Genomic DNA, 19582 nt, shown 5'->3' on the forward strand with positions numbered 1-19582 from the left:
AGGCTCACAGCCAAGACCTGACCAGCGAGAGGAGCGGCCATGACCGCCGTCGAGCCCAAAGCCGACAAGGCCACGATCACCGTGCACAACCCGGCCGACGGCCGCGTCGCCGGTTCCGTGCCGGTCGACGGTCCGGACGCCGTCGCCGCGAAGGCCCGAGAGCTGCGGTTGTTCCAAACCGAGTGGGAAGAGATCGGCCCGCGCGGACGCAAGACGTGGATGTTCAAGTGGCAGGACTGGATCCTCGACAACGCCGATCACCTCACCGAGGTGTTGATGTCGGAGTCGGGCAAGTCGCGCAACGACGCCAGCCTCGAGCCGGTGGCGATCGCCGACTCGATCAAGTACTGGGCCGGCAACGCCGAGGCGTTCCTGGCCGATGCCCACCCCAAGCCGCACAGCCCGCTGTACAAGATCAAGAAGCTCACCACCCGCTACCGCCCGTACCAGGTGGTCGGGATCATCGAGCCGTGGAACTTCCCGCTGGCGATGCTGGCCCTCGACGTGGTGCCCGCGCTCGCCGCGGGTGCGGCGGTGTTGCTGAAACCGTCTGAGGTGACCCCACTTTCGGCCGTCGAGTTCGCCCGGGGCTGGACCGAGGTCGGCGCGCCGCCGGTGCTCAGCCTCGCGACCGGCTACGGCGAGACCGGCGCCGCGGTGATCAACAATGCCGATTACGTGCACTTCACCGGATCGACCGCCACCGGCCGCAAGGTCGCGGTGGCCTGTGCCGAGCGGCTGATCCCGTTCAGTCTGGAACTCGGCGGCAAGGATCCGGCGATCGTGCTGGCCGACGCCGACATCGATCGCGCCGCCAACGGCATCGCCTGGGGCGGGATGTTCAACTCCGGGCAGGTGTGCATCTCGGTGGAGCGGGTGTACGTCGAGGCTCCGGTGTACGACGAGTTCATCGGCAAGCTCACCGCGAATGTCCGCAATCTCGCTCAGGGGCAAGAAGATTCGGGCTTCAAGTACGACACCGGCGCGATGGCCACCGCGGCCCAACGCGATATCGTCGACGGTCACGTCAAGGACGCCGTCGCCGCCGGCGCTCGGGTGCTGACCGGCGGCAAGCCCACCGGGGTCGGCACGTTCTACCAGCCGACCGTGCTTGCCGAAGTCACCCCGACCATGTCCTGCATTGCCGAGGAGACCTTCGGCCCGACGCTGCCGGTGGTGAAGGTCGCCGACGAGGAGGAGGCCATCCGGTTGGCCAACGACTCCAAGTACGGGTTGTCGGCCACGGTGTGGACCGGCGACATCGAACGCGGTGAGCGGGTGGCCCGGCGCCTGGAGTGCGGCGCGGTCAACATCAACGACGCCCTGACCAACGTTTTCTGCCCGTCGCTTCCGATGGGCGGCTGGAAGGACTCCGGTATCGGCTACCGGGCCGGCGGCCCCAGCGGGCTGATCAAGTTCTGCCGCCAGCAGGCGATCACGGCTCCGCGAATTCCCACGCAGAAGTCCGAGCTGGTCTGGTACTCGTCATCGCGGCGGCAGGGCCGGATCGCGTTGGCGGCGATGCGGGCCTTCGCGGGCAACGGTGTGCGCCGGTTCGGGCTCCGCCCGAAGAACTAGCAGCGTGGACTTCGTCCGAAGAACTAGCAGCGCGGGCTCCGCCCGAAGAACTAGCAGCGCGCGGGCACTCACGGCATTGACTTAAGTCACCTGCGTTTGCCGACGTAATGCCCGGTGAACGCGCGTCGCCGTGACACCCGGGTACGGCACAATGCCGGTACACCGTTGTACGGGGGATCCGATGGCCGAGACCGAACTCGACGCGCAGCTCGAAACTTTGGTGCGTCGAGCCGGCCGCACGGCCCTGGCGGTGGTCTTTGTGGTCACCGCTGCGGACTGGCTCGGCTGGGCGACCGGTACCGAGCGGTTGACCAGAGTCTTTCGGTCGTGGCCGCAGATGACGCCCTGGGGCGCGCTGGTGATGGCCACTCTGGGTGTGGCAATCCTGTTGCAGTCCGGCCGTGCCACCCCCGGGCGGGTTTGGGTCGCGCGCGCGTTGGCCATGGCCTGTGCGGCGATCGCGACGGTATTCATCGCCGAATACGCAACCGGCCTGGCCTTCGGGGTGGACAGGCTGTGGTTCCCCGGCGGCGTCGCGGCCATGCAGCGGCCATATCCGGGTCGCCCGGCCGTCCAGACGGCGGTGACGGTCCTCTTGCTCGGGATCGCGGTCGCGCTGATGCGCCTGGACCATCGGGCGGTCAGATCGGTGCGAACGGTGTGCCTGGTGTCCGCGGCGATCATGCCGTTCCTGGTGACGGTGGTCTACACGTTCCACGCGCTCTCCGTCATCGAGACGACGCCGTCAACCGGGATGGGAATTGCGACCGCAGTCAGCTTGCTGCTGCTGATCGCCGCGACCTTCGCCGGGCGCGTCGACGCCAATCCCGTGGCGTGGCTACTGGCGCGCCCCGATGGTCTGGGACTGGTCCGGATGGCTGCGTTGTTTGTCGCCTTGCCGCTCGTCGTCGGGCTGTCCCGATTGGCGTTCCTCGCATTCGGGGTCGAGGAGGGTGCGGTGTGGCCGCTGTCGATCTCGGCGGGCGCCGCGGTGATCGGCGTCGCGGTGTTCTACCTGAGCCAGCGTGAACAGCGCCTGCTGATCGACAGGGCACTGCTGATCCGCGAACGCGAGGACGCCGAAGCGCGCTACCGGATCCTCGCCGAGAACGCCGTGGACGCCGTCATCCATCTGCGAGGTACCCAGGTCGTGTGGGCTTCACCTTCGGTCCGAACGACTTTCGGCGACAGATCGTGGATCGGATCGGACTTCGATCGCCACATCCACGCCGACGATGTGGGTTTGGTCAGCGTGGGACGACAGCCCACCGGCGCCGCGGAACCCGCCGTCGAACGGTTCCGGATCATGCGCGCCGACGGCGGACACCACTGGGTCGACTGTCGCTCGAAACCATACGTGGGCGGCGACGGGGAGACCGACGGCGTGATCGCGGCCCTGCGCGTCGTCGATGACCAGGTCGAGTTCGAGCGCCGGCTCGAGCGGCTGGCCCGGTTCGACGAACTCACCGGGTTGGTCAACCGGGCCGAGGCGATCGCCCGTCTCGAATCAGCGCTGGCCGCCCTGGCCTCCGACGGCGGCTGCCTGGGTGTGCTGTTCTGCGACGTCGACGGTTTCAAGCGCATCAACGACCAGTGGGGGCACGCGGTCGGGGACACCGTGCTCGCGGCCCTGGCGACCCGCATCCGTGACTGCGTGCGTCAGGGCGACACGGTCGGGCGAACCGGTGGCGACGAGATCCTCGTCCTGTTGCCCGCGGTCCGCGACCTCGATGCCGTCATCGAAATCGCGGAATCGATCCGGCATCGCGCGGCTGAACCGATTTACCACCCGGGCGGAATCATCCACGCCAGCTTGAGCATTGGCGCCACCCTCGCCGTTCCCGGTGAAACTGCCACCACCGCGACGGCGCGCGCGGACGAGGCGATGTACCGAGCCAAGGAAACGGGCCGCAACACCGTCGTCCAGGTGCTCGGCGCCTAGGGGTTGCGGTAACCGGGCGGGTTGGGGGTGTCGACCCACAGGTCCACTCCCAGCTCCGATCCCGGGATGCAGTCGTATACCGACAGGTCGCTGACGCCGGAGTCCACCAGCACGTCCTCGCACAGCAGCGTCTGTCCGGTGTAGTCGCGGGCCGGCATGCTGAGCACAGCGTAAGCGGCGTCGGCATACACCTCGGGCTTGCGGGAGCGGGCCATCGCCTCGTCACCGCCGAGCAGGTTCTGCACGGCCGCGGTGGCGACCATGGTACGCGGCCACAGCGTGTTGGACGCGATACCGGCGTCGCGCATCTCTTCGGCGATTCCCAACGCGCACAACGTCATTCCGAACTTCGCCATCATGTAAGGCGTCGGCTTGAGCCACTGGGATTCCAGCCGGATCGGCGGGGAGAGGGTGAGGATGTGCGGGTTCTCCCGGCCCTTCATGTGTGGGATGCAGGCCTGCGAGACGGCGTAGGTGCCGCGCACCTGAATGCCGTTCATCAGGTCGAACCGCTTGAGCGGCACCTCCTCGATGGAGCCGAGGTTGATGGCCGAGGCGTTGTTGACACAGATGTCGATGGCACCGAACTGTTCGACCGCCTTGGCCACGGCGGCGGCCACCGAGTCGCCGTCACGGACGTCGCCGACGATCGGCAGAGCCTGGCCGCCGGCCTCTTCGATCTCCTTGGCGGCGGTGTAGATGGTGCCGGGCAGCTTGGGATGCGGCTCGGTGGTCTTGGCCACCAGCGCGATATTGGCGCCGTCGGCGGCGACGCGCTTGGCGATGGCCAGGCCGATGCCGCGGCTGGCTCCCGAGATGAACATGGTCTTGCCGGAGAAGGACATTCCGTCACCCTAGACGGCGCGGATGTCGGCGGTCACCGCCTCGGTCAGTCGAATCAGATCCTGTGGTGCCAGACCGACATCCCAGCCCCGCTTGCCCGCACTGCACAGCACCCGGTCATAACCGAGCGCCGACGCGTCGACCACCGTCGGCAGTCGCTTGCGTTGTCCGAGCGGCGAGATGCCGCCGAGCACGTAACCGGTGGCGCGTTCGGCGGCGGCGCGGTCGGCCATCGCCACCTTCGTGAGGCCCAGCGCGGCGGCCGCCGCCTTCAGCGACAGCTTCCACGGCACCGGTAAGACCGCCACCGCCAGCGCCGAACCCGAGGCGATCACCAGCGTTTTGAAGATCTGCTCGGGCACGAGCGAATCGCCTGCCAGAGCGGCGACCGCCTCGCCGCCGTAGGAATCCGAGCGCGGGTCATGGTGGTAACGCAGCACCTCATGGGGTGCCTCGGCCGCGATCAGCGCGGCGATCGCCGGGGTGGCCGCACGACTCACGGGGCACAGAATAACCATGGGAAATAGCGTGGCGAGAAATCCTGTTGTGGACATTGGTCGCAGCTCTCGAGGCCCGCGACCGAAAAGATGTTGGTCACAGCCTTAGGATTGGAAGGAGAGAAGTCCGGTGTCAGCTGCAGTCGTAATGGCCGATGAGCAGGCACCCGCACTTTTCATCCGTCCGATACCGCTACTGGAGCTCGTCACGGGCGCAGCGGCAGAAGGGACTGTGTCACCCACAATGACCGACATAGACATCGAGGCTCCCCAGCGCGAAGAGTCCGATGCGGAGTTGACGGCACGCTTCGAGCGTGACGCGATTCCGCTGCTGGACCAGCTCTACGGCGGTGCGCTGCGCATGACGCGCAACCCGGCCGACGCCGAAGACCTATTGCAGGAGACCATGGTCAAGGCCTACGCCGGCTTCCGCTCGTTCCGCGAGGGGACGAACCTCAAAGCGTGGCTGTACCGGATTCTGACGAACACGTATATCAACAGTTACCGCAAGAAGCAGCGCCAGCCGGCTGAGTATCCGACCGAGGAGATCACCGACTGGCAGTTGGCGGCCAACGCCGAGCACACCTCAACGGGTCTGCGTTCGGCTGAGGTCGAGGCACTCGAACTGCTGCCCGACACCGAGATCAAAGAAGCTCTGCAGGCGCTGCCGGAGGAGTTTCGGATGGCGGTGTACTACGCGGACGTCGAGGGCTTCCCGTATAAGGAGATCGCCGAGATCATGGATACCCCGATCGGGACGGTGATGTCCCGGCTTCACCGAGGCAGGCGCCAGCTACGTGGCCTGCTGGCCGACGTGGCGAAGGAACGTGGCTTCGCCAGGGGACAGGTGGAGGATGCTCCAGAGGAGGTGTCGTCATGACCGACGATCAGGTATCGGGTAACGACGCCGAGTGGCGCCCGCCTATCGGCCCGGTCGACCCCGAGCACCCCGAGTGCGCTGCGGTGATCGCCGAGGTCTGGACGTTGCTCGACGGTGAATGCACCAACGAGACCCGAGACCGCCTGCGTCATCATCTCGAAGAGTGCCCGACGTGCCTGCGCCATTACGGCGTCGAGGAGCGGATCAAGAAACTGGTCGCGTCGCGGTGCAGCGGGGAGAAGGCGCCCCAGCACCTGCTGGAGAAGGTGCGGCTACAGATCAGCCAGACCACGATCATCCGGCGCGGCTGACGCGCGAACACATAAAAGGCCCGGCATGATGCCGGGCCTTTTATGACTAGCCTGAGTGTGGATCAGGCGTTGGGCCGCTTGCCGTGGTTGGCTTTGCTGTGCTTGCGGTCACGCTTCTTACGACCACGCTTGGCCATGATGTACCTCCAGTGATTTTGCTCTGCATGGGTGAGCCCTGAATAAAGTGTCTCACGGCGCAGTCGAACCTCTGACCACCCGGTGTTGTGGTTCGATAGAGCGGCATTGAGAGACGAGCGGTACCAAGAGTGAGGTGAAGATGGCCGAGGATGTTCGCGCCGAGATCGTGGCCAGTGTGCTCGAGGTAGTGGTCAGCAAGGGTGACCAGATCGGCGCGGGAGACACCCTGGTGCTTCTGGAGTCCATGAAGATGGAGATCCCGGTACTCGCCGAAGTGGGCGGCACCATCACCGAGGTCAGCGTGTCTGTGGGCGACGTCATCCAGGCCGGCGACCTCATTGCCGTGATCGACTAACTCCGGTGTCCACCCTCGGTGACCTGCTCGCCGAGCACACCATGTTGCCGGGCAGCGCGGTGGATCACCTGCATGCGGTGGTCGGCGAGTGGCAGCTGCTGGCGGACCTCTCGTTCGCCGACTATCTGATGTGGGTGCGCCGCGATGACGGTGCGCTGGTCTGCGTGGCTCAATGCCGGCCCAACACCGCCCCGACGGTCCTGATCCGCGACGCCGTCGGCTCCGTGGTCGCCGACGGCGATCTGCCGCTGGTGACCTCGGCCTTCACCTCGGGAGCGATCGGGCGCGGCGACAGCGATCTGGAGCTGCGCGAACCAGGGATCAACGTCGAAGCGGTCCCGGTGCGCTACAGCAATCAGGTCGTCGCCGTGCTGACGCACCAGACCGCCCTGGCCGAGCGGCGCACCTCCTCGCCGCTGGAGCGGGCCTACCTGGACTGTGCGGGCAACCTGCTGCACATGCTGTCGGAGGGCACCTTTCCCAACGTGGGCGATCTGGCGCTGTCCCGATCGAGCCCACGTGTCGGCGACGGCTTCATCCGCCTCGACGTCGACGGCGTCGTCGTCTACGCCAGCCCCAACGCGCTGTCGGCCTATCACCGGATGGGGCTGGCCGCCGAGCTGGAGGGCCACAACCTGGTGGTCATCACCCGGCCGCTGATCTCCGACCCGTTCGAGGCCCAGGAGTTGGCCGAACACGTCCGCGACTCATTGTCCGGCGGGTCGAGCATGCGGCTCGAGGTCGATGCCGGGGGAGCAGCGGTGCTGCTGCGCACGCTGCCACTGGTGGTTCACGGCGCCGCTGCGGGGGCTGCGGTGCTCATCCGGGATGTCACCGAGGTCAAGCGCCGCGATCGCGCTCTGCTGTCCAAGGACGCGACCATCCGCGAGATCCACCACCGGGTGAAGAACAACCTGCAGACCGTCGCCGCGCTGCTGCGCCTGCAGTCCCGGCGGACCAGTAACGAGGAGGCCCGCGAGGCCCTGATGGAGTCGGTTCGACGGGTCGCGTCCATCGCCCAGGTCCACGAGGCGCTGTCGATGTCGGTGGACGAGGAGGTCAACCTCGACGAGGTCATCGACCGGATCCTGCCGATCATGAACGACGTCGCCCGGGTCGACACCCCGATCCGGATCAACCGGGACGGGGCATTGGGGGTGCTCGACGCCGACCGGGCCACCGCCCTGGTGATGGTGGTGACCGAGTTGGTGCAGAACGCCATCGAGCATGCCTTCGAGTCGACGGCCAAGGGCGGCTGCGTGACGATTCGGGCGGAGCGTTCGGCGCGGTGGCTGGACGTCGTCGTGCACGATGACGGGCGCGGGCTTCCCCAAGGGTTCTCGCTGGAGAAGTCCGACCGGCTGGGTCTGCAGATCGTGCGAACGCTGGTCACCGCGGAGCTCGACGGCTCGCTGGGAATGCACGACGTTCCCGGCGGTGGGACCGATGTTGTGTTGCGGGTACCACTCGGCCGGCGTTCGAGTGCTCGACTTCCCCAATAGCAAATGTGACCGACACGACATTTGCAAATAGAAATCGCGGCCCCGGCATTTGCCGGGACCGCGATGTCAAAATTGTCGAAAGGGCGGGCTAGACGGTGCTGCGTGCGCGGGTGCGGGCATTGCGCCGCTTGAGCGCACGGCGCTCGTCCTCGCTCATACCGCCCCAGACGCCGGCATCCTGGCCGGATTCCAAAGCCCAGCTCAGGCACTCCGTCGTCACGGGACAACGGTTGCAGACGAGCTTCGCGTCAGCGATCTGGGCGAGCGCCGGGCCACTGTTCCCCACGGGGAAGAACAGTTCCGGATCCTCGTCACGGCAGACCGCCTTATGGCGCCAATCCATTTGTCGCTACTCCTTACTATGTGCGCGACGAAGCGCACTCACTTTTTCTTCGGCTGTTAATGCGGTGCACACAAATGTTTCTGTGTTGTTGCATCCGATCGTTTCACGTCCTCGACGGATGTCAATAGAACTCAGTTAACACGTGGGCAATGTCACTACAAGGTCTGGCTGGGGGTGGGTTACCGAACCCTCTACCCGTTTGTACTACACTCAACTCATCTGCGCCCTGAATCCTTCGGCGCAATCCCATTACTGCTGGTCAGGGCCGTTTGTTGCGGGCGGAGCGACGACGCAGAGGGCTCCCGGAACGACGCGGAACGTCATTTCCGCGCGCAACCCCAGAAAATCTCCGTCGATCTGGCTGGCGACGGGCTCGTCGGCGGTGACCCGCACCCACGCCACGTCGTCGTAGCGGATCAGGTGCTTGGCCTTGATCACCGGCTTCTTCGACAGCATCCGGCGCACCAGCATGAGGTTCCGCCAGACGTTCATGCTGGTGATCGCGAAAACGCCAAGGCCGGTCTCGAACGTGGTGTCCGGGTTGGTCCACACCGGCCTGGTGTTGGCGTACGTCCACGGGCTGGAGTTCGAGATGAATGCGAAGTAGACGCCGCTTCGCGGAGGCTGGCCGGGTAGTTCGAGGGTGAGCAGCGGCTCGTTGCGCGCGCTGGCCAGCATCTCGCGGACCGCGACGCGGATGTAGCGGCCCGGGGTGACCTTGCGGCCCTTGGCGCGCTGCGCCTCGACGGCCGCCACCACGTCACCGTCCACCCCCATGCCTGCGGTGAACACCGCCCAGCGCTCGCCGCAGTCCATCAGCCCGATCTCGCGCCAGGCTGCGCCGTTGCGGCGCGCACTGAGCAGGTCGACGAGCTGATTGGTGGCCACGATCGGGTCCGGGCTGATCCCGAGCGCGCGGGCGAACACGTTGGCCGAGCCGCCCGGCACCACCGCCACTGCGGGCATCGACTCCGGCAACGGCCGTCCAGGCCGGCCCAGCAGCCCGTTGACCACTTCATTCACCGTCCCGTCGCCGCCGTGGACGATGATCACGTCGGTGCCGTCGTTGCGGGCTGCTTCGGCGATCTCGATGGCGTGGCCGCGGTGGTCGGTGTGGACGACGGACAGGTCCACCCGGCTCTCCAGCGCGTGGGCCAGGAGGTCACGGCCGGCCGCGGTGGTGGAAGTGGCGTTCGGGTTGACGATCAGGACGGCACGCACGAGCCATGAGCCTAGACGGGTGCCGAAGGGCTGTTCGAAGTGTTTGTCTGCTCATCACGAAGCGGACAGCTGCCGGTGGCATGCTCGCGACGTGGTCGTGGGGTCGGAGCCGGGTTCGGTCAGCGCCGTCGGCTGGTTTCACCGGGCCTGCGAGGCGGCGGTCGCGCGCTTGCCGTTTGGGCTGAATTCGGTTGTGCCGCCGACCTTTCTGGGCTTCGTGGTGATCAACTCCGGCACCTTCGCGCTCGACCTGCTGGTGCTCACGCTGCTGCACGGGGTGCTGCACGTGACGTTCGGGGCCGCGGTGACGGTGGCCTACGTGTGCGCCTTCGCGGCCAGTTACGTGCTCAACCGGGTGGTGAATTTCCGGTCGCACGCAGCCGTGGGACCGCAGGTGGGTGTCTACGTCGTCGTGGTGGTGATCAACTATCTGGCGTTCATCCTCGGCGTCTCCACCGCGTTGCGGGCTCTCGGTGTGGAGTACCACCTGGCCCGGATGGCGGCGGGAGCGTGCGAGGGGGTCTTCATGTACTGCGCGATGCGGTGGGTGGTGTTCCGGCGCTAGGGGCGATGACGCGGGCCGCCGCCTCGACCGCCGCGGCGCGTCGACCGGCCAGTGCCTCCGCCGACGTGGTGTCGGCCGCGGGATCGGGCCAGTGCGCCCACGCCAACGCGATCCCCAACAGGACGACGATCAGGTCGGTGGGATCCCACGACGCGTCGACGTGACCCGTGGTCTGAGCCTCCTCGATCGCGGCGAGCGCCAGTTGGGGCAGGGGCAGCCCGTCAGCGCTGGGCGGCTCCAGCGTCAGCCCCTCGAGGTGGGCCCACGACACCATCCGGTGGTGTTCGGGCCGGCGCACGCTCAAGTCGAACATCCCGCCGACGAACTCCGGGACATTGTCGGGCAGCATCCGGACCGCCTGGAAGAACTCCGCGACGTTGGTGGCGAGCACCTCGCGGAACAGCGTCTCCTTGTCGCCGAAGTGGGCGTAGAGGCGTTCCTTGCTGGCGCTGGCCGCCGTCGCGATGCGGTCGATGCGGGCGCCGGCGAAACCATGCCGGGCGAACTCGCTGCGAGCAGCGGCCAGGATCTCCTCGCGCAGCTCTGAGGTGCTTCTCATGAAGATCGAGTATAAAGAACGAACTAGTTCGTCTGGACGATGGGAGTGGGCGAGATGGTCGCCGAGAGCAGCGAAGCAACGGTCGACGTGACCGCTGTCATGAACCACCCGCCACGGGTCCGCGCCATCAAGCACGTACTCGGGGCCGTCGCCGACGGCATCCAGCCGGTGGTCGACCTGTGGCGCCCCTACGTCGACGGGCTGGACAACCTGCCCGCTGACGGCCGATTTCTGTTGGTGGGCAACCACACTCAGGGCGGCGCTGAGGCCCTCCTGATCCCGTACGCGGTGCGCCGGGAGATCGGGGTGCGGGTGCGGCCGTTGGCCGACCGTCAGTTCGGCCAGATGCGTGGTCTGCCCGGCGACCTGCTGGCGGCATTCGGCGGCGTGGTCGGAGCGCCGGAAACCGCGCGTGAACTCATGCGCCACGACCAGACCATCCTGGTGTTCCCCGGGGGCGGTCGGGAGATCCCGAAGTTCAAGGGCGAGGAATACACCCTGCGCTGGCAGGGGCGGTCGGGATTTGCGCGGATCGCGGTGGAGAACGGATATCCCATCGTCCCGGTGGGACTCGTCGGCGGAGACGACGTGTACCGGAGTCTGACGACACGGGACAGCGCGTGGGGTCGGTTCAGCCAGGCCGTGAGCGGTCGCTTCGGCGGCAGACAAGATATGGCGATGCCGTTGATGCGCGGAATAGGGCCGACCCTCATTCCCCGGCCGGAGCGGATGTACCTACGGTTCGGCACACCGATAGACACCACCATCCCGGTGGGGATCGACGCCTCGGGCTGGGCTGACGAGGTGAAGCGCCGTACCAAGACCGCGCTGGAGCAGATCCTGGACGACCTTCTCAGCCTTCGGGAGACCGACCCCTACCGCAGGCTCAGCCCGCTGGGCTGGTCTCGCGCCGCGCGCCCGGAATCGTCATAGGCCGCACGGCCCAAGTGGGCGCGGTGTGACCGGCTACCTTACGAGGGTGACCGAATCCGTTGTCCCGCCCGTGGTCCGCTACGCCGGCTTCGTGGCGGCCGCCGAAGGTGTGGTGGCGGTCGTCGTGGCCGTGGTGCTGGTGGTGCGCGCCTTGGCGGGCGCTGACCAGCACATCGTCAACGGGTACGGCACGGCAGGCTGGTTTGCGGTGATGGGCGGGGCGGTCGCGGCTGCCGGCTGGGGGCTGGTCACCGGACGGCGTTGGGGCCGGGGCATCGCGGTGTTCGCCAACCTGCTGCTGCTGCCGGTGGCCTGGTACATCGTGGCCGCGCACCAGCCGATCTACGCGGTCGCGATGGGTGGGGTGGCTATCGCGGTGCTGGCGCTGCTGTTCAGCCCGCCGGCGCTGCGTTGGGCCTCCCAGTCGACGGACTAGGCCTCAGCGGCCAGCGCGTCGAGCTCAGGGCCGCTGACCCGGTAGTTGATCCACTCCGACATCTGCTTGCCGCCGACGGCGTCGTAGAGCGCGATCGCGTTGACGTTCCAGTCCAGCACTTCCCACGCCAGGCGGGTGTACCCGTTGTCGACACACTCCTTGGCCAGCGTCGCGAGCAGCGTGCGGGCCAAGCCACGGCGGCGAAATTTGTCGCGCACGAACAGGTCTTCCAGGTAGATGCCGGCGACGCCGTCCCAGGTGGAGAACGTCCGGAACCACAGGGCTACCGCGGCGGCCTCGCCGTCGATCTCGACCAGGTGACACGATCCGACCGGTTTGTCGCCGAAAAGCGCTGCGGTGATCTGACTTTCGGTCACCGTGCACTGATCCAGAGCGTGCTCGAACTCGGCGAGTTCACGGATCATCGCGACGATCTCCGGCTCGTCGCCGGGACGGGCCATCCGGACTTCGGTCATTTCTGAACTCCCAGGGCTGACAGTATGGTTCTGAATTTCGTTGTGGTCTCTGCGACTTCGTCATCGGCGTCGGATTCGGCGACGATGCCGCCGCCGGCCTGGGCGAGCGCCCCCCACCGGTCGGCGGACAGTTGCGCGCCGCGGATCGCCACCACCCACCGGCCGTCACCGCGAGCGTCGCACCAGCCCACCGCCCCTGCGTAGAAGCCGCGGTCACCTTCGAGCTGCGCGATCAGATCGACCGCCGCTGCAGTGGGCACCCCGCCCACCGCCGGGGTGGGATGTAGTGCCAGCGCCAAATCGATTGCGGTGGTTGCGGTATCACGCAACCGGCCGCGGATCGGGGTGGACAGATGCCACAGCGCGGCGGTGCGGCTCAGTTGCGGTTGCGGCGCGATCTCCAGGTCGACGCACAGCGGTTCGAGCGCGGCGCGCATCGTGTCGACGACCAGCTGGTGTTCGTGGCGGTTCTTGCCGGACTCGGACAGTGCGGCACCGTTGGCCGCGTCGGCCTGCGGATCGGGCGATCGCGGAGCGGACCCGGCGAACGGCTGGCAGGTCACCACCTCACCGGAGCGGGCGACCAGCAGTTCGGGGCTGGCCCCCACCAGCGCCGTACCGGTGTGGTCACCACCCGCCACGGACAGGTCGGCCAGGTAGGCGCATGCTTCGGGGTCGGCGGCCACCAGCCGGTCCAGGATCGCTCGTGCGTCGAGTGGACCGTCGGCGACGAGGCGCAGTGCCCGCGCCAAAACGACCTTCTGCAAAGCACTTTCGGGCGCGCTCAGGCGATCCAGCGCGGCGCGGATTCGGGCGCGATGCTCCGCCGGCGCCGGCACCATCGCCTCGATCCGCACCGCGGGTAGTGGTGCTGTGGACCAGGACGGAAGGGCGTCGCCGAACGTCACCGTCATCGGCGTCATCAGCGCCGCCCTGCTCCGGATGTCGAACGGCAGCGCGCCGACCACCACGTCTGCCGACCCGTCGGCCAGCGCGGCCGCCGCTGCCGCGACGTCGTCGTACCCCGTCCGGATCCCCTCGGCGACGACTGTCCCGGCGGGGCCGCTCAGCACAAAGGACGGAAGGGTCATCACGTCCCGGTGACCGGCTCGCGGTGGCTGGTCAAGCCCAGCGCCGAGAGCTGTCGCAGGCCGTACTCGAATCCGCACACCGCAACAGAGGCCGCACCGAACCCGTAGCGCGCACCCTCACGCAGCGGCTGCTCCACCCAACGCGTCACCACCGAGCGGGAGAAGTGCCCGTGTCCGACGAACACCACGTCGCGGTCGACCATCCGCTCCAGCGCGTAGGACACCGCTTGGTCGGCACGCATGCTGACCTGGTCGACGCTCTCACCACCGGGGCAGCCGTAGGTCCACAGCAGCCAGCCCGGGGTGTCGGTGCGGATCTGGTGGGTCGTCAGGCCCTCGTAGTCGCCGTAATTCCACTCCGACAGCAGCGGCGACACGTCGTCCACCGTCAGCCCGGCCAGCTCGGCGGTCGCCAGGGCGCGCTGGCGAGGGCTGCTGACCACCAGCGGGTTGTCCAGGCCGAGGTGCTCGATCGTGTGCGCGGCCAGTTTGGCCTGCTCGCGCCCGTGCTCGGTGAGATCGAGGTCGGTGGTGCTGGTGTGCTGGCCGCTCTTGGACCATTCGGTCTCGCCGTGCCTCAGCAGGACCAACCGATGCGTACCGACACTCACGATCATTGATTCTGCCCGATGACCAGGCGCGCCGTGGCAGCCGGGACGTAACGGCGGCGAACCTGCAAGGATGGTCGGTGTGACCCGAGTATTGGCGGTGGCCAACCAGAAGGGTGGGGTGGCCAAGACAACCACGGTCGCGTCTCTTGGGGCGGCTTTCACCGATGCGGGCAAGCGTGTCTTGCTCGTCGACCTGGACCCGCAGGGGTGCCTGACGTTTTCGCTGGGCACCGATCCGGACAAGTTGCCGGTGTCGGTGCACGAGGTGCTGCTCGGCGATGTCGAGCCCAACGCGGCGCTGGTGGAGACGGCCGAAGGCATGACGCTGCTGCCGGCCAACATCGACCTTGCCGGTGCGGAAGCCATGCTGCTGATGCGCGCCGGACGTGAGTACGCCCTCAAGCGCGCGCTGGACAAGCTCGACCAATTCGACGTGGTGATCATCGACTGTCCACCGTCGCTGGGTGTGCTCACCCTCAACGGGCTGACCGCGGCCGACGAGGTGATCGTGCCGCTGCAGTGCGAGACGCTGGCACATCGCGGGGTGGGGCAGTTCCTGCGGACCGTCGACGATGTACAGCAGATCACCAATCCGAACCTGAAGATGTTGGGTGCGTTGCCCACGCTGTACGACTCGCGCACCACGCACAGTCGCGACGTGCTGCTCGATGTCGCCGACCGCTACGACCTGCCGGTGCTGGCGCCGCCGATCCCGCGCACGGTCCGCTTCGCCGAGGCAAGCGCGTCCGGTTCATCGGTGCTGGCGGGCCGAAAGAGCAAGGGCGGCATGGCATATCGTGATCTGGCGGCCGCGCTGCTGAAGTATTGGAAGTCCGGCAAAGCGCTGCCGACCTTCACTCCTGAGGTTTAGGGCTTCGGCCCGAACACGGCCAGCACGCCACCGCGCTGCTCGATCACCGACGAGCCGGTGACGGCGGGCACCACCGGTCCCGTGCCGGCCGGGTGGGTGACGGCGATGATCCGCTCGCTGGCGCCGCTGCCCGGGTCGTACACCCCGATGCCGTTGGTCAGCGGGATGAGCAGCCGGCCCGCCATCATCGTCCCCGGGCCCAGCGGGGCCACCGCAGCCGATGCCTCGATGGTGTAGCGATAGGACAGCCGCGCGTCGAACACTTCCACGCTGTCGCCGGTCCACCAGGTGTACAAATCGCCGGCGCGGGTGACGGCCTGGGCCGGATTGGCAAGCACCGGAGCCTTTTTCAACAACGTGCTGGCGATCTTGGTGCCGGTGTCGTCGTACACGGCGATCTGGGGTTGCGGGGACGGCAGGTACACCGCGGTGGTGGTGCCCGACACCGCAAGCACGCGGGCCTCGGAATCGGCGCCGACGCCGGGCAGCGGCACGTTCTTGGTGTCGGGCTCGTCTTCTTCCTTCGCCGGCTTGAGCAGTGTCAGGCGCAGGTCCTTCTGGTCGCGGCAGGCTTCCATCACCGACACGGCCTCGTCACTGGCCGCCGCCGACATCAGGGTGCAGCCGGCACCGATGCCCTGGTTGACCGGTTTGACCCGGGCATCGATCTCGCCGTAGGACAGCATGCGCACCAGATCCGAGCGCCACAGTTCCAGCCGGGTGGCACCGGCGGACAGCACGGCGCTGCCGTTGGAGCTCAGCACCACCTGCTTGTCGGCGTAGGCGGTGCGGGTCGGCCCGCGGCGGCCCGTGCCACCGTTGATGCTGCTGACCTGTCCGCAGCCACGCGCATCCGGATACACCGCGACGGCGAGGTCGTAGACGTAGGACACCCCGCACAGGTTCGTATCACGGGCGAACGTCCACCGGATCTGACCGCTCTGCGGGTCATGCCCGTCGACGGTCCGCCCGTCGCCGGTCACCACGGTGCCGCCGACGACGATCGGGCTCAGCGTGCGTGGGCTGCTCGCGGTCCACAACTGCTGCAGCGTGTCGGGAACGACCCGCGCCGGGACCGGGTTGGGCGCCGGTGAGCTGGCGGGCCGGCTGACCGTGGCCCGCGCAGAGCTGTTCCACCAAAACAGCGTGGCGATGACGGCCACGACAAGCGCGATCGTCGCCGCGGCGACGAGATCGCCCTTGGTGCGGCGCTCGGGTCTGACCATCTAGGCGACGATAGCGGTCGTCAGCCTGCGGTTGCGGGGGCCTCGGCGGCGTTGCGCGGACGACGCCGGCGACGGCGCTTGCGGGCCGGGCTGTCGTCGCCGCCCTCGGCCGGCTTGTCGCCGTCTGCGGGGGCGTCGGCCTGCGTGGCCGCGTGTCCAGTGGCTCCCTCGCCGCCGCGGGTGCGCCGGCGAGAGCGGTTGCGGCTGGGCCGTTGCCGGTCGGAGTCGGCGGAACTGATCCGGGTACCGTCCTGCGCTTTCGCGCCCTGCGACTTGGCGCCCTGCGACTTACGCGCAGCGCCGACCGTGCCGCCGGCATCGGTGGGGATGTTCAGTTCTTCGTAGAGATGCGGAGAGTTGGAATAGGTCTCCGAGGGGTCCGGGCAGTCCAGCTTGAGGGCCTTGTCGATCATCGACCAGCGCTCCAGCTCATCCCAGTCCACCAGGGTGATGGCGATGCCGGTCTTGCCGGCCCGGCCGGTGCGCCCGATGCGGTGCACGTAGGCCTGCTCGTCCTCGGGAATCTGGTAGTTGATCACGTGCGTGATGTCGTCGATATCGATGCCGCGCGCTGCGACATCGGTAGCGACCAGCACGTCGATGTCGCCGCTGCGGAACGACTTGAGCGCCTTCTCGCGGGCGATCTGGCCCAGGTCGCCGTGTACGGCGCCGACCTTGAACCCGCGCTCGGCCAGCTCGTCGGACACCTTCTGTGCGGTCCGCTTGGTGCGGGTGAAGATCATCGTCGCGCCGCGGCCCTGCGCCTGCAGGATGCGGCTGACCATCTCGACCTTGTCCAGCGCGTGGGCGCGGTAGACGAACTGTTCGGTGGTGTCGTGAGTCGCGGCACCCTGCACACCCTCGGCGCGGATGTGGGTGGGCTGGTTCATGAACGTGCGAGCCAGCGTGATGATCGGGTCCGGCATGGTCGCCGAGAACAGCATGGCCTGCCGCTCGGTCGGGATCTGCTTGAGGATCCGCTCGATGTCCGGCAGGAAGCCCAGGTCCAGCATTTCGTCGGCCTCGTCGAGGACCAGGACCGACAGACCGCCGAGCTGCAGGTGGCCCTGCTGGGCGAGGTCGAGCAACCGGCCCGGGGTGCCGACGACGACGTCGACGCCCTTCTGGAGCGCCTCGATCTGCGGTTCGTACGGGCGGCCGCCGTAGATGGCGGTGACGGTCAGCTTCCGCGACTCATCCGCCTTCAGGTACTTCGATGCGGCGACGAGGTCGCCGTGGACCTGCAGACACAGCTCCCGGGTCGGCACCACGACCAGCGCGCGCGGGGTACCGGTCAGCGGCCGGGTGGTGTCGGTGGTGATGCGGTGCAGCAGCGGCACGCCGAAGGCGAGGGTCTTGCCCATGCCGGTGCGGGCCTGGCCGATCAGATCGTCGCCCGCCAAGGCCATCGGCAGGGTCTGCTCCTGGATGGCGAAGGCGAATTCCTTGCCTTCTTCGGACAGTGCCCGGACGATCTCGTCACGGACTCCGAGCTGGGCGAATGAGATTTGGGGATGAATTGTCAGTGGGGTCATGTGGTGGCGTAGCGCCTTCCGTAGTCGGTCCTCGAATGCGATGTCACGCGCGCACGAGTTCTGACTTCGACAATGGAGTCGGTGCCATCGATTCGATGCCCCGATTCGCCGGGCCCTGCACTGAGGGAGCGGGCCCACTGCATGCACGCACATTTCCTTGACCACGCCTCACGGCGTTCGTCAGACCCCATCATAGCTGGTCGCGCTCTCCGGCACTGATCGACGCTGCGGCCGGGACTACAGTGACGGCCATGACGGCCCCCCAGCCCGCCTCGGAATCACCGGCGCGGATCACCGCCGACCACCCCGGCGTCAACGAGTTGTTCGCGCTGCTGGCTTACGGCGAGGTCGCCGCCTTCTATCGGCTCACCGAGGAGGCCCGGATGGCTCCGGACCTGCGCGGCCGAATCAACATGGCGAGCATGGCCGCCGCCGAGATGGCCCACTACGAGATGCTGCGCGAGGCGCTGGAGGCGCGCGGTGTCGACGTCGTCCCGGCAATGACGCGGTATGCCTCGGCGCTGGAGAACTACCACCGGCTGACGACGCCGAGCACCTGGCTCGAGGCGCTGGTCAAGACGTATGTCGGTGACGCGATGGCAGCGGATTTCTACCTCGAGATCGCCGACGTGCTGCCCGACGAGGTGGCCGCGGTGGTGCGCGGGGTTCTCTCCGAGACCGGGCACTCGCAGTTCGTGGTTGCCGAAGTCCGCAAGGCCGTGACCAGCAGCGGACGCCAGCGCAGCCGGTTGGCGTTGTGGTCGCGCCGACTGCTCGGGGAAGCAATCACCCAGGCGCAGTATGTGCTGGCCGAGCGCGACGAACTGGTCGACCTGGTGCTGGCCGGTCCGGGTGGTCTCGGGCAGGTCGCCGATTTCTTCGACCGGCTGCAGCGCACGCATGCCGAGCGGATGGGCGAGCTCGGCCTGACCTAACGGTTACAGGTCGCCGAGATGGTGTTGTCGGTCGCGGCGGCCACGGTCGCCCCGCGCGCGTCGGTGATCCAGCAGTTCAGCTGACTTCCGTTGCTGCTGGCGGTCACGTAGTTGACGGGCACGGTCGGGACGACGGTCAGCCGCCAGGGGAGTGAGACGTTCTCCACGGTCCGCAGGGCGCCCACCTCGTCGGCGTAGGTGATCGTCACCGGATCGTCGGGCCGCTGATTGCCCGCCACGGTGTAGACGATCTCGGCGGGATCGACCATCGCCTGGGCCATCGGCGCGGCGGCCGGGCTGGGCGGCGTGACCATGACGGGCGTCTCCACCGGCAAGCCGGGAACGGTGACGGTGACCGGCGCCGGTGCCGGCGTCGAGGTCCGGGGACCGGGAATGGCCACCACGGTGCGGGTGGGGGTGGTGCTCGAATCCGCGATCGTGCTGGCGGCGTCCCCGGTCCGCACCACGAACGTCGTCGCGGTGGCGGCGACCAGGACGCCGCCGACGGTCAGCGCCACGCGGGGCCACTGAACCAGCCGCTGCCGGCGCTTGTTGTCGCTCACGGGAAAAGGTTATGGACGCACGCGCGTCGCCACGGCGCGGCGCGCCTGTCCGTTGCCATGCTGTTATCGCAGCTTGACGCCCTATTCGCTAACCGCGAACGGCTGGCCGCGACCGCGGAACGTCTTTGTTTCGGGGCGTCCACTAGCCTTCCTGGGGTAGATGCGCACACG

23 protein-coding genes are annotated in these 19582 nt (G+C 67.8%); 11 read left to right on the top strand and 12 right to left on the bottom strand.

The features are described from left to right. The first annotated feature begins 39 nt into the window (after positions 1–39). On the top strand, positions 40–1578 hold the full coding sequence (locus G6N32_RS06715) for an aldehyde dehydrogenase family protein (RefSeq protein ID WP_115316669.1): 1539 nt from the start codon (positions 40–42) through the stop codon (positions 1576–1578). Between the two features lie 181 nt (positions 1579–1759). Then, a complete protein-coding gene (locus G6N32_RS06720; protein ID WP_232077535.1) occupies positions 1760–3520 on the top strand; it encodes a diguanylate cyclase domain-containing protein in 1761 nt (586 codons plus the stop codon). Here G6N32_RS06720 and G6N32_RS06725 read toward each other — a convergent pair. Beyond that, the gene (locus tag G6N32_RS06725) at positions 3517–4365 is read right to left on the bottom strand and encodes an SDR family oxidoreductase (protein ID WP_115316667.1); all 849 of its coding nucleotides are present in this window, start codon (positions 4363–4365) and stop codon (positions 3517–3519) included. The two genes, G6N32_RS06720 and G6N32_RS06725, sit on opposite strands and share 4 nt — an antisense overlap. Positions 4366–4374: 9 nt before the next feature. Beyond that, positions 4375–4863 carry an aminoacyl-tRNA deacylase gene (locus G6N32_RS06730; RefSeq protein WP_232077537.1) on the bottom strand — a complete coding sequence of 163 codons (489 nt, stop codon included), beginning with the start codon at positions 4861–4863 and terminating at the stop codon, positions 4375–4377. 241 nt (positions 4864–5104) lie between these two features. On the opposite strand from G6N32_RS06730, the gene G6N32_RS06735 reads away from it, so the two are divergent. Next, entirely contained in the window at positions 5105–5740 is a 636-nt protein-coding gene (locus G6N32_RS06735; RefSeq protein ID WP_170310582.1) for a sigma-70 family RNA polymerase sigma factor, read from the top strand. Continuing rightward, complete coding sequence (rsrA, locus tag G6N32_RS06740) at positions 5737–6051, top strand: mycothiol system anti-sigma-R factor (RefSeq protein ID WP_115316665.1); 315 nt, start codon at positions 5737–5739, stop codon at positions 6049–6051. Before G6N32_RS06735 ends, rsrA begins: the two co-directional genes overlap by 4 nt. A gap of 62 nt (positions 6052–6113) precedes the next feature. Here rsrA and G6N32_RS29280 read toward each other — a convergent pair whose 3' ends face one another. Next, positions 6114–6188, bottom strand: coding sequence for a 50S ribosomal protein bL37 (locus tag G6N32_RS29280; protein WP_011728008.1), 75 nt, complete (start codon positions 6186–6188; stop codon positions 6114–6116). A gap of 140 nt (positions 6189–6328) precedes the next feature. On the opposite strand from G6N32_RS29280, the gene G6N32_RS06745 reads away from it, so the two are divergent. Together G6N32_RS06745 and G6N32_RS06750 are read left to right on the top strand one after the other, a co-directional pair. Further along, positions 6329–6544 (top strand): biotin/lipoyl-binding carrier protein, encoded by a 216-nt coding sequence (locus tag G6N32_RS06745; RefSeq protein ID WP_036345994.1) that lies wholly within the window; start codon positions 6329–6331, stop codon positions 6542–6544. 5 nt (positions 6545–6549) lie between these two features. Further along, on the top strand, positions 6550–8046 hold the full coding sequence (locus G6N32_RS06750; RefSeq protein WP_115316664.1) for a two-component system sensor histidine kinase PdtaS: 1497 nt from the start codon (positions 6550–6552) through the stop codon (positions 8044–8046). 88 nt (positions 8047–8134) lie between these two features. Here the strand turns inward: G6N32_RS06750 and G6N32_RS06755 are convergent, their stop codons facing one another. Together G6N32_RS06755 and G6N32_RS06760 are read right to left on the bottom strand one after the other, a co-directional pair. Beyond that, positions 8135–8389 carry a WhiB family transcriptional regulator gene (locus G6N32_RS06755; protein ID WP_083121098.1) on the bottom strand — a complete coding sequence of 85 codons (255 nt, stop codon included), beginning with the start codon at positions 8387–8389 and terminating at the stop codon, positions 8135–8137. Between the two features lie 249 nt (positions 8390–8638). Next, on the bottom strand, positions 8639–9610 hold the full coding sequence (locus G6N32_RS06760) for a diacylglycerol/lipid kinase family protein (protein WP_115316663.1): 972 nt from the start codon (positions 9608–9610) through the stop codon (positions 8639–8641). Positions 9611–9701: 91 nt separating this feature from the next. Between G6N32_RS06760 and G6N32_RS06765 the strand changes: the two genes are divergently transcribed. Further along, positions 9702–10175, top strand: a complete 474-nt coding sequence (locus G6N32_RS06765) for a GtrA family protein (RefSeq protein WP_115316662.1) — start codon at positions 9702–9704, stop codon at positions 10173–10175. Here G6N32_RS06765 and G6N32_RS06770 read toward each other — a convergent pair. Then, positions 10135–10734: a TetR/AcrR family transcriptional regulator gene (locus tag G6N32_RS06770; RefSeq protein WP_115316661.1), complete on the bottom strand. Its 600-nt coding sequence runs from the start codon at positions 10732–10734 to the stop codon at positions 10135–10137. The two genes, G6N32_RS06765 and G6N32_RS06770, sit on opposite strands and share 41 nt — an antisense overlap. Before the next feature lie 99 nt (positions 10735–10833). Here G6N32_RS06770 and G6N32_RS06775 point away from each other — a divergent pair, with 99 nt between their 5' ends. Further along, positions 10834–11667 carry a lysophospholipid acyltransferase family protein gene (locus G6N32_RS06775; RefSeq protein ID WP_410432560.1) on the top strand — a complete coding sequence of 278 codons (834 nt, stop codon included), beginning with the start codon at positions 10834–10836 and terminating at the stop codon, positions 11665–11667. A 46-nt stretch (positions 11668–11713) separates the two neighbouring features. Beyond that, the gene (locus G6N32_RS06780) at positions 11714–12103 is read left to right on the top strand and encodes a hypothetical protein (RefSeq protein ID WP_115316660.1); all 390 of its coding nucleotides are present in this window, start codon (positions 11714–11716) and stop codon (positions 12101–12103) included. On the opposite strand, the gene G6N32_RS06785 is transcribed toward G6N32_RS06780, so the two are convergent. The 3 genes from G6N32_RS06785 to G6N32_RS06795 are packed head-to-tail and all read right to left on the bottom strand — an operon-like array spanning position 12100 to position 14281. Continuing rightward, the gene (locus tag G6N32_RS06785) at positions 12100–12579 is read right to left on the bottom strand and encodes a GNAT family N-acetyltransferase (RefSeq protein WP_115316659.1); all 480 of its coding nucleotides are present in this window, start codon (positions 12577–12579) and stop codon (positions 12100–12102) included. The genes G6N32_RS06780 and G6N32_RS06785 overlap by 4 nt on opposite strands. Then, entirely contained in the window at positions 12576–13670 is a 1095-nt protein-coding gene (locus tag G6N32_RS06790; protein ID WP_276047598.1) for an isochorismate synthase, read from the bottom strand. Before G6N32_RS06790 ends, G6N32_RS06785 begins: the two co-directional genes overlap by 4 nt. Next, positions 13670–14281 (bottom strand): acid phosphatase, encoded by a 612-nt coding sequence (locus G6N32_RS06795; protein ID WP_115318774.1) that lies wholly within the window; start codon positions 14279–14281, stop codon positions 13670–13672. The genes G6N32_RS06790 and G6N32_RS06795 overlap by 1 nt, the downstream gene beginning before the upstream one ends. 70 nt (positions 14282–14351) lie before the next feature. Here G6N32_RS06795 and G6N32_RS06800 point away from each other — a divergent pair, with 70 nt between their 5' ends. Beyond that, positions 14352–15152 carry a ParA family protein gene (locus tag G6N32_RS06800; RefSeq protein ID WP_163789167.1) on the top strand — a complete coding sequence of 267 codons (801 nt, stop codon included), beginning with the start codon at positions 14352–14354 and terminating at the stop codon, positions 15150–15152. Here the strand turns inward: G6N32_RS06800 and G6N32_RS06805 are convergent. Together G6N32_RS06805 and G6N32_RS06810 are read right to left on the bottom strand one after the other, a co-directional pair. Then, positions 15149–16378 (bottom strand): Rv3212 family protein, encoded by a 1230-nt coding sequence (locus G6N32_RS06805; protein WP_115316657.1) that lies wholly within the window; start codon positions 16376–16378, stop codon positions 15149–15151. The genes G6N32_RS06800 and G6N32_RS06805 overlap by 4 nt on opposite strands. Before the next feature lie 20 nt (positions 16379–16398). Beyond that, positions 16399–17913 carry a DEAD/DEAH box helicase gene (locus G6N32_RS06810; RefSeq protein WP_115316656.1) on the bottom strand — a complete coding sequence of 505 codons (1515 nt, stop codon included), beginning with the start codon at positions 17911–17913 and terminating at the stop codon, positions 16399–16401. Between the two features lie 251 nt (positions 17914–18164). On the opposite strand from G6N32_RS06810, the gene G6N32_RS06815 reads away from it, so the two are divergent. Next, the gene (locus tag G6N32_RS06815) at positions 18165–18848 is read left to right on the top strand and encodes a ferritin-like fold-containing protein (protein WP_115316655.1); all 684 of its coding nucleotides are present in this window, start codon (positions 18165–18167) and stop codon (positions 18846–18848) included. On the opposite strand, the gene G6N32_RS06820 is transcribed toward G6N32_RS06815, so the two are convergent. After that, positions 18845–19411: an MmpS family transport accessory protein gene (locus G6N32_RS06820; RefSeq protein ID WP_115316654.1), complete on the bottom strand. Its 567-nt coding sequence runs from the start codon at positions 19409–19411 to the stop codon at positions 18845–18847. The two genes, G6N32_RS06815 and G6N32_RS06820, sit on opposite strands and share 4 nt — an antisense overlap. Between the last annotated feature and the right edge of the window lie 171 nt (positions 19412–19582).

The organism is Mycolicibacterium aichiense (assembly GCF_010726245.1).
Classification (GTDB): Bacteria; Actinomycetota; Actinomycetes; order Mycobacteriales; family Mycobacteriaceae; genus Mycobacterium; species Mycobacterium aichiense.

Bases quoted from the DNA above. Each gene is read 5' to 3' on its own strand.
- G6N32_RS06790 (WP_276047598.1), bottom strand. From the start codon at position 13,670: ATGACCCTTCCGTCCTTTGTGCTGAGCGGCCCCGCCGGGACAGTCGTC.
- G6N32_RS06745 (WP_036345994.1), top strand. From the start codon at position 6,329: ATGGCCGAGGATGTTCGCGCCGAGATCGTGGCCAGTGTGCTCGAGGTA.
- G6N32_RS06815 (WP_115316655.1), top strand. From the start codon at position 18,165: ATGACGGCCCCCCAGCCCGCCTCGGAATCACCGGCGCGGATCACCGCC.
- G6N32_RS06725 (WP_115316667.1), bottom strand. From the start codon at position 4,365: ATGTCCTTCTCCGGCAAGACCATGTTCATCTCGGGAGCCAGCCGCGGC.
- G6N32_RS06735 (WP_170310582.1), top strand. From the start codon at position 5,105: ATGACCGACATAGACATCGAGGCTCCCCAGCGCGAAGAGTCCGATGCG.
- G6N32_RS06755 (WP_083121098.1), bottom strand. From the start codon at position 8,389: ATGGATTGGCGCCATAAGGCGGTCTGCCGTGACGAGGATCCGGAACTG.
- G6N32_RS06810 (WP_115316656.1), bottom strand. From the start codon at position 17,913: ATGACCCCACTGACAATTCATCCCCAAATCTCATTCGCCCAGCTCGGA.
- G6N32_RS06785 (WP_115316659.1), bottom strand. From the start codon at position 12,579: ATGACCGAAGTCCGGATGGCCCGTCCCGGCGACGAGCCGGAGATCGTC.
- G6N32_RS06805 (WP_115316657.1), bottom strand. From the start codon at position 16,378: ATGGTCAGACCCGAGCGCCGCACCAAGGGCGATCTCGTCGCCGCGGCG.
- G6N32_RS06715 (WP_115316669.1), top strand. From the start codon at position 40: ATGACCGCCGTCGAGCCCAAAGCCGACAAGGCCACGATCACCGTGCAC.
- G6N32_RS06720 (WP_232077535.1), top strand. From the start codon at position 1,760: ATGGCCGAGACCGAACTCGACGCGCAGCTCGAAACTTTGGTGCGTCGA.
- rsrA (WP_115316665.1), top strand. From the start codon at position 5,737: ATGACCGACGATCAGGTATCGGGTAACGACGCCGAGTGGCGCCCGCCT.
- G6N32_RS06775 (WP_410432560.1), top strand. From the start codon at position 10,834: ATGAACCACCCGCCACGGGTCCGCGCCATCAAGCACGTACTCGGGGCC.
- G6N32_RS06770 (WP_115316661.1), bottom strand. From the start codon at position 10,734: ATGAGAAGCACCTCAGAGCTGCGCGAGGAGATCCTGGCCGCTGCTCGC.
- G6N32_RS06800 (WP_163789167.1), top strand. From the start codon at position 14,352: ATGGTCGGTGTGACCCGAGTATTGGCGGTGGCCAACCAGAAGGGTGGG.